14 protein-coding genes are annotated in these 14925 nt (G+C 64.6%); 6 read left to right on the top strand and 8 right to left on the bottom strand.

Going from position 1 to position 14925, the window contains the following annotated elements; translation table 11 throughout:
* From K0M74_RS19620 to K0M74_RS19645, 6 genes are all read left to right on the top strand, one after another.
* On the top strand, positions 1-746 hold a 746-nt coding region (locus K0M74_RS19620; RefSeq protein WP_293976242.1), incomplete at its 5' end, for a hypothetical protein.
* Positions 747-758: 12 nt separating this feature from the next.
* A complete protein-coding gene (locus K0M74_RS19625; RefSeq protein WP_293976244.1) occupies positions 759-1352 on the top strand; it encodes a hypothetical protein in 594 nt (197 codons plus the stop codon).
* Between the two features lie 41 nt (positions 1353-1393).
* A complete protein-coding gene (locus K0M74_RS19630; protein WP_293976246.1) occupies positions 1394-2089 on the top strand; it encodes a hypothetical protein in 696 nt (231 codons plus the stop codon).
* 50 nt (positions 2090-2139) lie between these two features.
* Positions 2140-2274, top strand: coding sequence for a hypothetical protein (locus K0M74_RS19635; protein WP_293976248.1), 135 nt, complete (start codon positions 2140-2142; stop codon positions 2272-2274).
* 343 nt (positions 2275-2617) lie between these two features.
* Positions 2618-2845, top strand: a complete 228-nt coding sequence (locus K0M74_RS19640; protein ID WP_293976249.1) for a hypothetical protein — start codon at positions 2618-2620, stop codon at positions 2843-2845.
* 178 nt (positions 2846-3023) lie between these two features.
* Positions 3024-3419 (top strand): ion channel, encoded by a 396-nt coding sequence (locus K0M74_RS19645; RefSeq protein ID WP_293976251.1) that lies wholly within the window; start codon positions 3024-3026, stop codon positions 3417-3419.
* Positions 3420-3434: 15 nt separating this feature from the next.
* Here the strand turns inward: K0M74_RS19645 and K0M74_RS19650 are convergent, their stop codons facing one another.
* The 8 genes from K0M74_RS19650 to K0M74_RS19685 form a co-directional block, all read right to left on the bottom strand.
* Positions 3435-4589 (bottom strand): efflux RND transporter periplasmic adaptor subunit, encoded by a 1155-nt coding sequence (locus tag K0M74_RS19650; protein WP_293976253.1) that lies wholly within the window; start codon positions 4587-4589, stop codon positions 3435-3437.
* Complete coding sequence (locus K0M74_RS19655) at positions 4586-6949, bottom strand: FtsX-like permease family protein (RefSeq protein ID WP_293976255.1); 2364 nt, start codon at positions 6947-6949, stop codon at positions 4586-4588. Before K0M74_RS19655 ends, K0M74_RS19650 begins: the two co-directional genes overlap by 4 nt.
* Complete coding sequence (locus K0M74_RS19660) at positions 6946-7674, bottom strand: ABC transporter ATP-binding protein (RefSeq protein ID WP_293976257.1); 729 nt, start codon at positions 7672-7674, stop codon at positions 6946-6948. Before K0M74_RS19660 ends, K0M74_RS19655 begins: the two co-directional genes overlap by 4 nt.
* Positions 7671-8582, bottom strand: a complete 912-nt coding sequence (locus K0M74_RS19665) for a ribose-phosphate diphosphokinase (RefSeq protein ID WP_293976259.1) — start codon at positions 8580-8582, stop codon at positions 7671-7673. Before K0M74_RS19665 ends, K0M74_RS19660 begins: the two co-directional genes overlap by 4 nt.
* Positions 8579-10063, bottom strand: a complete 1485-nt coding sequence (locus K0M74_RS19670) for a thymidine phosphorylase family protein (RefSeq protein WP_293976261.1) — start codon at positions 10061-10063, stop codon at positions 8579-8581. Before K0M74_RS19670 ends, K0M74_RS19665 begins: the two co-directional genes overlap by 4 nt.
* A gap of 179 nt (positions 10064-10242) precedes the next feature.
* Positions 10243-10551 carry a metalloregulator ArsR/SmtB family transcription factor gene (locus K0M74_RS19675; protein ID WP_293976263.1) on the bottom strand — a complete coding sequence of 103 codons (309 nt, stop codon included), beginning with the start codon at positions 10549-10551 and terminating at the stop codon, positions 10243-10245.
* Positions 10548-13766, bottom strand: coding sequence for an efflux RND transporter permease subunit (locus tag K0M74_RS19680; RefSeq protein ID WP_293976265.1), 3219 nt, complete (start codon positions 13764-13766; stop codon positions 10548-10550). Before K0M74_RS19680 ends, K0M74_RS19675 begins: the two co-directional genes overlap by 4 nt.
* A complete protein-coding gene (locus tag K0M74_RS19685; protein ID WP_293976267.1) occupies positions 13763-14779 on the bottom strand; it encodes an efflux RND transporter periplasmic adaptor subunit in 1017 nt (338 codons plus the stop codon). Before K0M74_RS19685 ends, K0M74_RS19680 begins: the two co-directional genes overlap by 4 nt.
* Positions 14780-14925 lie beyond the last annotated feature (146 nt).

Raw genomic sequence — 14925 nt, forward strand, 5'->3', positions numbered from 1 at the left:
CCCCCATTGACCCCACCGCCACCCTGCCCCCCCGCCATCCCCACGGCGCCCCGAGCGACCCGTCGCTGGCTACCTATGTACAAAGGGGCCGCCCACCCGGCGGGCGCGCGCCCGACCAGGTTCTCGACAATCGCGCCGCCGAGGTCGTGGCTCTGCTCAACAGCGCGACCGCGATCACCACCGACGCATCGGGCCGGCTGGTCGTCACCAGCCCCGAAGGCACCAAGACGATCGACGCTCCGCTCGAAAATCTCGCGCTCTATGTTGCGCTGATGACCACCGGCACCATTCCTGGGGTCACTGATCTGCCTGGGACCGAGTTCGACCATCTGGTCGATGGCGTGCTGACGACTCAAGACATGGTCACCGCGACGAGCCTGATTGCCGGCGCCGCCGACAAATTCTCGACGCTGGCACCTGATGCGGTCGCCTACATGAATGCCATCCTCGGCGTCGAGACGCAGACCGCAGGCAGCGTGACCTGGTCCGATATCGATTACAGCAGCTACAATTACGATCGCTCGGACACCTACGGCGACGTCACCGCAACCGTGCTGATCAAGCAGCCCGACGGCAGCTACGTGCCGACCGAAGTCAACATCTTCGCGGCCGTTTTCGGGAGCGCGGATTACAGCGGCAGCGGCACCTTCAATGCTTTTGCGACCGCGGTCGACGATGCCCGGGCGATCATCAACTATATCCACGAATATGAAGTGCCGGCGGACTTGCCGGCCCCCCAGAATTGAGAGGACGAAGCGATGACCAACAACCGTTTTTCGAAACTGGCCCTTCCCGCTCTGGCGGGGGTGGTCCTTGCGTTGGGCGGATGCGCCACGACGAGCACGCCCTACCAGCCGGCCTCGGCGTCCAACAAGATCAAGGGCGGATATTCGGAAGTCCAGCTCGCGTCCGATCGGTACCGCGTCACCTTCGAGGGCAATAGCCTGACCTCGCGCGACACGGTGGAGGGATACCTTCTCTACCGGTCGGCCGACCTGACGCTTGCGCAGGGCTATGACTGGTTCTCGATCGTCCAGCGCGAAACCGAGCATCGCGTCGAACGTCGCGTCGAGCCCGATCCATTCTATCGGCCCTGGTACGGCTCGGCCTATGCCTATTGGTTGCCGGAATGGCGATATTATGGCCGGCCCTATGGCTGGCGCTCCTGGTATCCCTATGGCGGCGATCCCTTCTGGACGAGCCATATCGATGTGCGGACGGTCGAACAGTTCGAGGCGACTGCCGAAATCGTGATGCATCGCGGCCCGAAACCTGAGGGCAACGGAAAATCCTTCGATGCCCGCGACGTCGTGACAAAGCTGGGGCCGAAAGTCGAACGACCCCGACCCTGATCGCCAGCCTTTCTTTCCGACTTTGAAGAGGAGTAGTTATCATGAATCGCAAATGGATGGCGTCAACCGCCGCCGCGGTCCTGCTTGGAATCTTCCCGGCGGCAGCCAATGCTCAGCACGGATCGGGTGCTGGTACAAATTCACCTATACCGCCGGCGCCGCGCGGCGATCTCGACCGCACGCGCGACCGCCTGTGTGCACCCGGTGACATCTGCGATCAGGATCGCGATCGGATTCGGGACAAGGATCGGACCGATATGGACCGTGACCAGGATCGCCTGCGCGACAAGGACCGGACCGGTGACATGGATCAGGATCGTGACCGCCTGAATTCGTCGCAGGCCATCGACGACCAGCTTGCCCGCTTCAGCTTGCTCACGAGTGCCGAACGCATGCAATTCCGCGACGAAATGCGCGCGGCAACGACCGCCGAGGAGCGCGAGCGCATTCGCGCCCGGCATCAGGAGGCGATTGAGGCGCGTGCGCGCGAAATGGGAATCGATGCCCCTCCACGCATCGGCCGGGGCGCGGACTATGGAAACCGCTCGGGCTACATGCTGATGACGATGCTTACCGATCAGGAGCGCGCCGGGTTCAGGAGCCGCATGCAAGCGGCCGCAACCGAACAGGAGCGTCAGCGGATCCGCAACGAGCTTCGCGTCACAGCACAGCAGCGCGCGCGCGAACTGGGTGTCGAGGTGCCCGAATGGTACGGACGGGGGACGGATTCTCGTTAGCAAGGTGAGGAGCACTGGTCCGGCGTCAGGCAGCTGATCGCCGAACCGCTGTGGCAGACGCAACCGTGCAGCAGTTGGAGATGGTGATGCACCGGGGACCGAAGCCCGACGGCAATGGCAAATCGTTCGATGCCCGCAACCTACTGGCGGAGCTGGGCTCGAAAATCGAACGCCCCAAACCCTGATTGGCGACGCACTTGCCACAGATTCCTCGCCCAACCAACGCGCCCTTGTCGCAGCCGCAGGCGCCGCGGCGTGCGCGGCCCGGTGGCGGGTCGGGGGTGACAACATCGCGTCCGGAACAGCGCCGCGCGCTGTTTACCCGCCGCAAGGGCCGCGCGCCTGCCGCGCCAAGAAGCGAGACAAGAGCGCCGTGCGGCCGACCGTGCAAACGCGCGACCTCTTGCGGCTTCTGCCGGCGCCAGGGTGCGCGCATTCGAGGCCGCGCTCATTTTACCCGCCAACTAGGTATGTTCCCCGATATTTCAGCGCGATCCCGCATTCTACAGCAGTGACAGGAGGACATTCATGGCCATCGATGTTCTGAATATTTCCCCGATGTCATCGGCCGGTCGATTCTGGTCGGCGTGGCACGAAAGCTGGCGCATTCCGACATCGCTCATCAACCAGTGGTGGTACTCGGCGGCCACAATGTGGTTGCCGCACAGTCATGATCACCGGCCGCACGGCGACCATGACCAGCTTTCGGTGCCGGACGCGCTTGGCGCCGAAACCGCGCCAACGCTTTTTGCGTGATCGACGTCCGACGATTATTTCCCTGCCTTACCGCCTCGCTTTCGTGCGTTTCAGATCGTCGTCGCGCCGCCGCTCCTCAGGTGCGCAACGATAGCATGTCGGCGATATCCAGCCATCGACCCATGTGGTTCAATCCAGCGTCCTTGCCATGATCCGCGAACTCGCACTCTCGACGGTCATGGTCACCCTCACGGTAGCGATCCATGGGGCCGGCCTCGTCCTGCTGACCCAATTGTTACGGCTGGAAGCCAAACATGAAGAATCGGGGCATCTCCACCCCGCATCGCTGCGCGGCTGGGTAACGCTGCTCTTCGCCGTGCTGGCGCTGGTCGGCACACATGGTGTCGAAATCTGGCTCTACGCTTTTCTGTATCTCGCGATCGGAGCCATCGAGACCTTGCGCGATGCGGTATATTTTTCAACCATCACTTATGGGGCGATCGGTTATGACGATGCGGTGATGGCCGAACGATGGCGGCTCGTTTCAGCGATCGAAGGCATCAACGGTATCCTGATGATCGGCTGGTCGACAGCTTTCCTCATCAGGATTGTTGGCTTGTTGCGAAAGGTGTGAAGCACCGGCAGTGTTTCACCGCGCACGCACCGATGCGCCATCGTCGAGCGATGCGGGTGGATTCATCACCACCTCGTCGCCAGCGCGGAGTCCCGCAGTCACCTCGCCATAAGCGTCGTTGATATGACCGAGTGTGATGGACCGTGCTACCGCCCGCCCCTTTGCGATCACAAAAACCTGCCAACCGCCGTCGATCCCGCGGAACAGTGCACCGATCGGCACACGTAACGCGTCGGGCCGGCTCCACCGAATGATTGTCGCATCGACCTGAAAGCCATGACCCAGGCGGGCCGCATCCCGATCCGGAAGGTCATCGAAGCGGACGATGACATTGACCCTCTGCTCCTCGATACCAAGCGCGGATATTTTGAGCCGCCCGAAAGGCTCGACGCGTTCGACATGACCGATTAGCGGCTGCGATCCGCCCCATTGTGTGACCTCGACGCGGTTGCCTGCGGTCACCTGGACCGCCTCGCGCGAAAGCAGATCCACGACCAGTTCGATCCGCCGCGGATCGCCGATCGTCACCAGCGGGCTCGCTTCGGCGATCACGCCTTCACTTTCGGTAATCACCGACAGAACTGAGCCGCCTGCCGGGGCGCGGATCGGAACGCCGCCGCTCGCGCTGCCGACCGGCTGCGCGAGCGCGGCCCGCAGCCGCGCGGCTTCGGCGCGGCTCTGGGCCAGCATCGCCTGGCCGGTGGTCGCCCGGGTGCGCGCTGCCTCGAGCTGCGCTTTCGCCACAAAGCCTCTCGCCGCAAGCTGCTCGGCGCGGCGAAGGTCATTTTGCGCCTGCGCCAGGGACGCATCAGCGCCCTGCACGGCCGCGGTTGCCGCCGCGAGCGCGGCGAGCAATTCCTGGCGGCTCCGCGGATCGAGCGGTGCGGCCGGTCGGCCGCTCATATGCGCGATCAGCGCACCTCGCTCGACGCGGTCGCCGGGCTCGAGTTCGATACGGGAAAGATAACCGGTGACCGGCGCCGCAACGATATAATAATCGACCGCGCGGGTAATGCCGTCATCAGTCACGCCCACCGACATCGCGCCGCGTGTCACGCGCGCCGTATCGACAGTTTGCGGCGTCGGCCAGAAAGCAAAGACCAGCCCGCCAACCAGCAACGCTGCCACCAAAAGCGCCCATCGCCAGCGTTTGACCATCTTGCCCATCATTCGCGTCCCTTCAATACCCGCACCATATCGAGACCGAGAACTCGCCGTGCGACAATTGCTGCGGTTGCGAGTGCCGCTGTGAGCACGATCAGGATCGCATAGCCGTAGGTTGAGCGCGCTGGCGCAAAGGGCAGGCGGAACAGGTCGGAGCTGAACATGGCGGTCATCAGCTGGGCCATCCCAAAGCCGATCAAACATCCCAGTGGCACCGCAGCAACCACCAGCAGCGCCAGTTCGCCGAGCAATACGATACCGACTTCGCTGCGGTGATAGCCGAGGACGCGTAGCGTCGCGAGTTCATGCGCGCGTTCGGAAAAGAGGATGCGCGCGCTGTTGTAAACCACGCCGACGGTGATCGCCGAGGCGAAGCCGATGTAGAAAAAGAGCATCGTGAACAGGTTGTCGTCAATCATCCGCTCGAACAGCCGTAGTGCCGCGTTGCGCTCGCTAACGCCGAGCACGACGGGCATATCCTTCAGCAGATTGAGAACTTCCTGCCGTGCCGCGGGATCGATACGGATCAGGGCGGCGCCAACGGGGGAGGCGTCGCGCACGAGGGCATCAAGGGCCGCCGCACTCGCATAGGCGCGCGCGCCGACAAATTCGTCGACGATACTCCCGACGGGCATGAGCAATTGCGTGCGCCGGCCCCCGAGAAGTTCGACCTCGACGCGGTCGCCTGCGCGCACACCGAGCTTGTCGGCGAGCTGACGGCTCAGCATCAAACCAGCAGTCGGCAGGGCAATTTCGCGCCCGTCGCGATCGATACGTGCAGACAGCTGGGGATTGTCACCCGTTGCCTCGATCGCGGTGCGCTCGGTCCGGTTACCCAATCGCAGTTTGACCGCGACCGCGCGGGTCGGCTCGACCCGCATGACCCCGGGAAGCTGGGCCAGCGCGAAAATGGCGTCCTGGCCACGCGGCTCGGTGAAGGTCACCATGAGGTCGTAGCGTTGCGCCCGAAAAAAGAAGGAATCGAGCATGGTTCGGCTCGAATCGACAAATTGCATCGTCGCGAACAGCAGCCCCATCGAAAGCGCGACGCCGAATGCGGTCATCGCCGAACGTCCCGGCCAGCGGGCAATGTGGCGCAGGATCATATGACCGATCACCGAAAAGTGGGCGCGATTGCCGAGGCGTTCGATCAATCCCGCGCGATAGACCGGCGGCGGCGGCGGCGCCATCGCGACCGCCGGACTCAGCCGGATCGCATCGCGCATCCCGCCGAGCGCGCCGAAGCCCGCGGCGGCGGCGGCGAGGCCTGCCGCACCGAGGATGACGACGGGCGAAACATGATAGCGAAGGATGGGAAAGCGATAATATTCGGCATAAAGACTGGTCATCCCGCGGCCCATCCATATGCCAGCAAGCGTGCCGAGCACGATCGCCAGGGCCGCGATCGCGAGAGCAAATTTCAGATAATGCCATCCGACCGCCCGGTCCGAATAGCCGAAGGCCTTGAGGAGCCCGATGAGGGTTCGTTCGGTCCGGATCATCCGCCCGAGGACGATATAGACGAGGAACGTTGAGACGATCAGAAACACTGGCGGGATGACGCGGGTCATCGCTTCGAGCTGCATCAGTTCATTGTCCAGAAATGCGTGGCTGACATGGTCGGTCCGCCCATAGGCGCCAGTACCGCCAAATGGTGCAAGAAGCGTATCGAGCTGCCGGATCACCTCGGCTTCCGACGCCCCGCGCTCCAGTGTCAGCGCGATACGTGTAATCGCGCCGGTTCGGTCAGTAGCCGCCTCGAGCGCCTTCGTGTTCATCCAGAAGATGCCAAAACGGTTGTTGTCGGGAATGAGGTCGCCCGGCGCGATCGCATAGACATAGTCTGGAGCAAGCCCGATGCCGACGATCTTGATCGACTGTCGGCGACCATAGATGATCGTTTCGAGCCGGGTACCGAGTGGAAAGCCATTGGCCTCGACAAAGGCTTCGTCCGCGATCACTTCGCCGGGCTGGCCGGGATCGGGGAGCCGTCCGGCACGCAAGGTCAGGCGGTTGAGCGCGGGGCGCCGCTTGTCCTCCAGCGAAATGACAAGCGCGCGCGCCGGCGCGCTGCTCCCGGGAAGCTCAAGCGTCGCATATTGACGGATCGCGCCTTCGGCACGCCGCACCTCGGGGATAGCGGCGACGCGCGCGACGATACTGCGCGGGGCGCGCGTCATGTCGGCAAAAACGTCGGCAAAGGCGCTCTCGGCATAATAAGCGTCGCGGGTTTCGGTCAGCGAGCGATGAACACCGAGTGACAGAACGAAAGTTGCGCTCGCCGCCGCGAGTACCAGCGCGATGGCGAGGACCTGCCCGCGCATGCGCCACAGATCGCGCATAAGCTTGCGATCGAGCGCCTTCACCACGTTATCTCCGCCGGATCGATCGGCGCGGCGTTTTGCTCGACGCGCGCGATGCTGCCGTCGAGAAAATGAAACACCCGGTGCGCCATCGCTGCGATGCCGACATTGTGGGTGATGATGACCGCGGTCGTGCCCAGCGAGCGGTTGGCTTGCGCGAGCGTCTCGAGCACCCGCACCCCCGTGCTGCTGTCGAGCGCGCCGGTTGGTTCGTCGCAGAGCAGCACGCCGGGCTGTTTGGCGATCGCGCGCGCAACCGCAACCCGCTGTTGCTCGCCGCCGGACAGCTGCGCGGGATAATGGTCGCGGCGATCGCCGAGGCCGACGAGACCGAGCGCGTCCGCGGCAGCCATCGGGCGTTCGGCGATATCGGTGACGAGGCGGACATTTTCCTCGGCGGTCAGGCTGGGGATCAGATTATAGAATTGGAAGATGAACCCGACCTCTGCACGCCGGAAACGGGTCAACTGGGCATCGTCCATCGCAGTTAAATCACGATCGCCATAGAGGAGCGTGCCCGACGTTGGGCGGTCAAGGCCGCCGAGGATGTTGAGCAACGTCGATTTGCCGCTGCCCGAAGGGCCAAGCAAAACGAGAATTTCGCCGGCAGGAATGACGAGATCGACCCCGCGCAGCGCATGCACCTCGGTCTCCCCGGTCCGATACACTTTGGCGAGACCCGAGCAGCGAAACGCGGGCGTTTGGCCATCGCGTGCCGCCCCCTTCATCGTATCGATTCCAGCCAGCCCAGTTCGCGGATCGCATTGCCAATCACTGTCGCTAGCGGGATCGTCGCTACCGGCCCCGGAACCGAATCGCTGGTACAGAGGCGCGCGACGCCCGCGGCATACAATCGCTCGAGGTCGGCCGGACCGGCAAGGCAATGGGTCGCGGCGGCCTCGACACGCCCGGCGCCCGAGGCCCGGAGCAGCGTGGCGCAAGCTATCAGGGTCGAGCCGCTCGACACGATGTCGTCGATGATGACCGCCACCCTGCCGTCAACCCGCGCAGCCTCCGGCAGGCGCAGCACGACGTCGCGGTCGCCGCGGCGACATTTTTCCGCAACGATCATGTCGAGATTCAACCGGGCCGCGATCCTCTCGACCCACGGCGCTGATTCGCGGTCGGGTCCGATCAACAGTGTTCCCGGTTCCATGTCGCGGGCGAGCGCGGCGGCGAGCGCAGGCGCCGCCGAAACCGCGACCACTGGTATGGCGGGAACAACCTGATCCAACGCCGCAATGCGATGAAGATGCGGGTCGACGGTAACAAGGCCATCGAAATGTTCGGCGATGAGCTCGCCGATGACGCGCTGGCTGATCGCTTCGCCGGGGTGAAAGGCCACGTCCTGCCGCATGTAGCCGAGATAGGGCGCGACGAGCATCACGCGCCTGGCGCCGCTCGCGCGCAGGGCGGCGGCAGCGAACAATATTTCGACAATCTTGACATTGGGGTCGTTGAGCGACCGGAATAACAAGGCCGTTTCGGCGACGGCAGGGACGGGAGGAATCCGGACAAGGCTTTCGCCATCCGGAAAGGCGCGGCGCTCGATCCCATGCGCCGCAATGCCGAGGTTCCCGGCCAGCGCTCGCGCTTGTTCGTCGCCGTCGCAAAACGCGAAGACTGCCGCGCTCATGTCGCCACCGAATAGGCTGGCGAGGCGGCGGCAAGCTCGCGCGCGAATGCCAGACCTGCTGCCGATTCGGCGTGGATGCGAAACAGGACATCGCCTTGAAGGACCCGATCGCCCACTTTGCGGAGCAGATCAATCCCCGCGCCTTTGTCCATCGGCGCGCCCGCCGCGCGCGCGATCCGTGCGATGAGGTGACAGTCGATCGCCGCCACTGACCCGCGTTGATCGGCGCGGACATCATATTCCAGCGCGCCCAACTCGGGGGCAACAGCACGGCGGCCCTGGGCGTCAATGATCCGCTCCATCGCCGCCAACGCTGCTCCCGATTCCAGAAGCACGCGCGCGCGCGCCAATCCGGCGCCGCCTTCGAGATCGGGATCAAATTCAAGCACCCGTCCGGCGAGCATCAACGCGCGCTCGCGAAGATCTGCCGGGGCGGCGGGATCGTTGCGAAGCACCGCCATCACGTCGCGTGCCTCGAGAACCGGGCCGACACCGCGGCCGACCGGTTGGGAACCGTCGGTGAAGACAATGTCGAGGATGAGGCCGAGCTTGCGCCCGACATACTCGAAAAGTTTGCGCAGCCGGACCGCTTCCGCTTGCGAACGCACCTTGGCGGTCGGCCCGACCGGAATGTCGATCAGGAGATGTGTCGATCCGGCGGCGAGTTTTTTGGAGAGGATCGAGGCGACCATCTGGTCGAAGGTATCGATACGCAGCGGGCGTTCGACCGAAATCAATATGTCGTCGGCGGGCGAAAGATTGACCCGGCCGCCCCAGGCCAGCACGGCATGTTCACGCTCCACAACGGCTTTGAGCTTGGCGGCGGACAGGTCCACCGACGCAAGCACTTCCATCGTATCGGCAGTGCCCGACGGCGAAGTGATCGCACGCGACGACGTCTTGGGCATGACGAGCCCGTGCGCGGCAACAATCGGTACGACGATCATCGAGGTGCGATTGCCGGGGATGCCGCCAATGCAGTGCTTGTCGACGATCGCGCCCGGCGGCCAGTGCAGCCGCCGCCCCGCGTCGGCCATCGCCCGGGTCAGCGCGAGCGTTTCCTGGGTCGTCATGAAGCCGGCACATGCTACCAGGAAGGCGCCGATCTCCATCGGCGAATAGCGATAAGCCACAATATCGCGGATGATTTCCCCGATTTCGGCGTCTTCGAGCGTATCGCCATCGATCTTTCGGCGAACGAATTCGAGGCTATGCGGCGGAGGCGCCTGCCGAACGCTGACCTCGGCCCCGTCCGGCAGGCCGAGCCGACGAAAGGCCTGTTCGCCGAGCCCGATTTCACCCGGAGCGAGCAATCTCTCGTCATCGACGATCGCCAGCGTCGCAAGAATTGATGCGGTGCAGTCGCCAATTGCGACCTTGCGCATCGCCTGGAACTGCTCGGGCGCAAACTCGCCCCCGGCCCGCAGCAGAAAGGCCGTGTTTTCCGGATGGGTATCGATCGCAACGCGGCGGATTTTCATCCGGCGCTCGCTTCTACCAGCCGGTGCTGCGCCCCTGCGACAAGGGCGGCAGCGGGCGGACAGGTTCGCAGGGGGTTCGGCATCGGACGGGGATAGCAGCCGGGTCCCGGTAGCCGAATCAGGACTATTACGTATCGGCGCCGCGCTCTAATCCGCTGTCAGGGCACCGCAGCGGATCGCTAGGGCGCGCCGCACGCCTCGCACAGAGCGGCGATGATACGCTGCATCTTGGGATCGGCAAGCGTATAAAAGCGTGTCTGCGCCGCACCGCGCAGCGACACGATGCCTTGTTTTCGCATGCGCGCCAGATGCTGTGAAACCGCCGACTGCGACAGGCCGGACATCTCGGTCAGCTCGCCCACCGACACCTCGCGCGCGTCCATCTGGCACAGCATCAGCAGGCGCTCGGGATTCGCGAGCAGTTTCAGATAGTCCGCCATCTCATGCGCATCCCGCTTCAGGATCGAGAGGTCGGTCGGCTTGGTCATGGAGAGAGACTTCCTTCGCGGCCATCGTCGCGCAGGACGATGTAGATCGCGGGAATAACCAGCACGGTCAGCAGTGTCGAGGAGGCAAGCCCGAACAGCAAAGATATGGCGAGTCCCTGGAAAATGGGATCGGTGAGGATCGTGGCAGCGCCGATCATCGCCGCCGCCGCCGTCAGCACGATCGGCTTGAAGCGGATCATCCCTGCTTCGAGCAAGGTATCGCGCAGCGGCTTGTCCGGGGCCTTCGCATGATTGATGAAATCGACGAGCAGGATCGAGTTGCGCACGATGATCCCGGCGAGAGCGATGAATCCGATCATCGAAGTGGCGGTAAAGGGCGCGCCGAACAACATGTGTCCGAGCACGATGCCGACGAGCGTCAGCGGAATGGGGGTCAATATGACGAGCGGAATCTTGAAGTTCCTGAACTGCCCGACGACCAGCACATAGATGCCGAGCAGGGCCACCATGAAGGCGGCGCCCATGTCACGGAAGGTCACCCAGGTGATCTCCCATTCGCCGTCCCACAGCAGCGTCGGCACCTGTTCATTGCCTGGCTGGCCATTGAAGCGAATGACGGGCTTTTCCATGCCGTGCGCTTTCCAGTCGAACGCCTCGATCGCGTCATCGACCGCAAAGATGCCATAGATGGGGGCTTCATAATCGCCGGCGAGTTCGGCCGTGACCATGTCGGCGGCGCGCCCGTTGCGGCGGAAGAGCGCGGGCGACCCCGCCTCCTCGTGCACGTCGACGATCTCGCCAAGCTGTACGAGCCGTCCGCCCGGCCCCATGCTGGCGACCGGGGTTGCGGCGAGGCCGGCACTCCACGTCCTTTGCGCCTGGTCGAGCGCGACGCGGATCGGGAGCGGATCGCGCCCATCGCCGCGCGGCGCATAGCCGACGATCTGCCCGCCGAGCAGCGCGCCGATGCTGTCGAAAAGCTGACGCTCCGAAATGCCATAGGCATCCATCCGCGCGCGGTCGGGGACGAGGCGCAGCCGCGGCCGGGCAACGCCGAAACTATTGTCGACATCCACGACATAGGGGATCGTGCGGAACAGCTTTTCGACCTGCTCGGCGGTCCTGCGCCGCGTCGCTTCGTCCGGACCATAGATTTCCGCGAGCATCGTCGCGAGCACCGGCGGTCCTGGCGGTGTCTCGACAACTTTGATCGACGCTCCGGCGGGGAGTGGCAGTGCCGCTTGCAACCGCTCGCGCAGGTCGAGCGCGATCGCATGGCTTGACCGGTCACGTTCATCCTTGGGGGCCAGCGTCACCATCACATCGCCCATCTCGGGACGGTTGCGCAGGAAATAATGGCGGACAAGGCCGTTGAAATTGAACGGCGCCGCGGTGCCGGCGTAAGCCTCCATCGCGTGCGCCTCGGGCAATTGCCGCGCAATCGCCGCGGCGGCGTCGAGTGTGCGCCCGGTCGCTTCGAGCGAGGTTCCTTCAGGCATGTCGAGGACGAGCTGCACTTCCGACTTGTTGTCGAAGGGGAGGAGCTTCACGGTCACCGCCTTGAAATAGAACATTGAGCAGGCAACGAGCGTCGCGGCGCCGACCGCGATCAGGAAGGTCCGCGCACTCTTTCGGTCGCGGATCACATGACGCGCGACGCGGCCATAGAGCGCGCCAAGCTTGCCGCCAGTCGCATGGTCTTCGTGGCCGTGCGCCAGCGTATTCCGCGCAAAGCGCACCATCAGCCACGGCGCGATGATCACCGCGACGAAAAAGGAAAAGAGCATCGCCGCCGACGCATTGATCGGGATCGGCGCCATATAGGGGCCCATCAGCCCTGACACGAAGAGCATCGGCAGCAGCGCCGCGACCACCGTCAGCGTCGCGACGATCGTCGGGTTGCCGACCTCGGCGACCGCATCAACCGTGGCGTCGATCCGGCTGCGCCCATCGGCCATCGCCCAGTGGCGCGCAATATTCTCGATCATCACGATCGCATCGTCGACAAGGATGCCGATCGAGAAGATCAATGCGAACAGGCTGACGCGGTTGATCGTGAAGCCCATCAGATTCGAGGCAAACATCGTCAGCAGGATCGTCGTCGGGATCACGACCGCGGTCACCGCCGCCTCACGCCAGCCGATCGCGAAGCCGATCAGGATAACAATCGACACCGTGGCGAGCCCGAGGTGGAAGATCAGCTCATTCGCCTTTTCGTTGGCACTCTCGCCATAGTTGCGGGTGACCGCGACATCGACGCCCGCGGGGATCAGACTGCCGCGCAGCGCCTCGACGCGTTCGACGACGGCATGCGAGACGTTGACCGCGTTGGCGCCCGAGCGCTTGGCGATGGCCAGGCTGACCGCGGGTGCCATCGACCAGCGATTTTCCGCTCCCCTTATCCAGCGCCAGGCGCGCGCCTGATCCTCGCCTGATCCCTGCTTTACCGTCGCGACATCGCGCAGATAGACGGGGCTGCCGTTGGCGCTGCGGATCGTGATCGTCGCCAATTGCTCGGCGCTGCGCACGGATTGGCCTGCAACGACAGCGGTCGCTTTTCCGGCTTCGCGCACCGTCCCGAGCGGAAAGCTGCGGTTGGCCTGACCGACAGCATCGATCAGCGCACCGAGCGACACCCCGTGCGCGGTCAGCCTGGCAGGATCAGGCACGACGCGGAGTTGCTCTTCCTGCCCCCCGGTGAGAAAGGTCAGCCCGACATCCTCAACCTTTGCGACCTCGGTCCGCAGTCTGCTTGCGAGCGCTCGTAACGCCTGCTCATTCCACTCGCCCGGCGCGCCGGGCTTGGGTGACAACGTCAGGACGACAATCGGCACGTCGCTGATGCCGCGCACGGTCACCTGCGGAGGTTGGACACCCACTGGAAGTTTGTCCATATTGGCCGACAGCCGCTCGTTGATGCGGATCGCGGCATCATCGGCGTCGGACCCGACCAGGAAACGCGCGGTTACCATCACCCGATCGTCTTCGGCCTGTGTGTATACATGTTCGACGCCGTCGACGCTTTTCACGATCGACTCCAGCGGTTTGCCGACCAGTTCAATCGCATCGCTTGCCGACAGACCCGGCGCGGCAACCATCAGGTCGACCATCGGCACGCTGATCTGCGGCTCCTCCTCGCGCGGGATCGTCATGATCGCGAGCAGCCCGACGAGGATCGCGGCGAGCAGCATCAGCGGGGTCAGCGGGCTCTGGATCGTAGCGCGCGTCAGCCGACCGGATATGCCAAGGCTCATGGACGCGTCCCGGTATGCGGCGCGATCAGCGTATCGCCGGCGGCGGCGCCCGAGAGGATTTCGATCCGAGCCGGATCGTCGATCGGCGCGATTTGCACCGGCACGCGCGACGTCGCCTCCTTGCCGACGCGGATCGTCACATAATCGATGCCATAGCGGGTTATCACAAAGCGGCGCGGCACGACCAGCGCCTGACGCTCGCCGACGGCGACGCGCGCGGTGACGCGGCGTCCGACCATGGCGCTCGCAAGCCCCGGCAATTGAACATCGGCTATCATCTGGCCGCCGGTTACCGAGGGATAGACGCGGCTGATCGTCGCGCGCGGCGCCACGGCTTTCGCATCATCGGCAAGCCCCGTCGCCAGCACCGCGCTCCCCACGCGCACCCTGCCCGCCAAGCTTTCGGGAAGCTCGAGGCGCAGCACCATCGGCCCCGACGTGATCGTTGCGATCGACGTGCCGGGTGCGACGGCCGATCCGGCAGGCACGGGGGCGACAAGTATGCGGCCCGCCGAGGGCGCGACGATCGCGCCCTGTCCCGCAACCGCGCCGACCGCCGATTGCTGGGCCTTGGCAGCGGCGACTTGTGCACGCGCTGCGCGCGCTGCCGCCTGCGCCTGGTCGAGACGCGCCTGCGCATAAACGCCGTTGGCGTGGAGATACTGGACGCGCGACAATTCGGCCTCAGCCTGCGCCGCCTGAGCCTGCGCCGCCGCTGCCTGGGCGCCGAAGGCCGCCCCTTCGTAACCGAGCCGATTGTCGACGACGCGGCCAATCACTTGTCCCTTGCGGACCAGATCGCCTTCGCGGACGGTCAGGCTTTCGAGGATGCCCGGAATGCGCGCGCGCGCATCGGCCATATCGATGCTGGTAACGAGCGCGCCCACGTCTTTCCATTCGGTAACGGCCGCAGATCGAAGAACCAGCGTCTCACCCTTTACCGTCGCCGCCGAATCGGGCGGCAAGGTTGCGCCGCCGCCGCACGCGGAAAGGGTCAAAGAAAGCGCGGCCACCGCCGCAGTCCGGATGAAGCGGAGAGGCACGGCGCTCACCCGGACACGAGGGATGGGCTGGCACGTTCTTGTGCGGGAATCTCCGTATATCGCAGGCAGTAGAACAGGCTCAACATGATGAAACTCCTCGGTTGGCCGACACGCTA

The sequence above is a fragment of the Sphingopyxis sp. genome (assembly GCF_019459305.1).
In the GTDB taxonomy this organism is placed as follows: domain Bacteria; phylum Pseudomonadota; class Alphaproteobacteria; order Sphingomonadales; family Sphingomonadaceae; genus Sphingopyxis.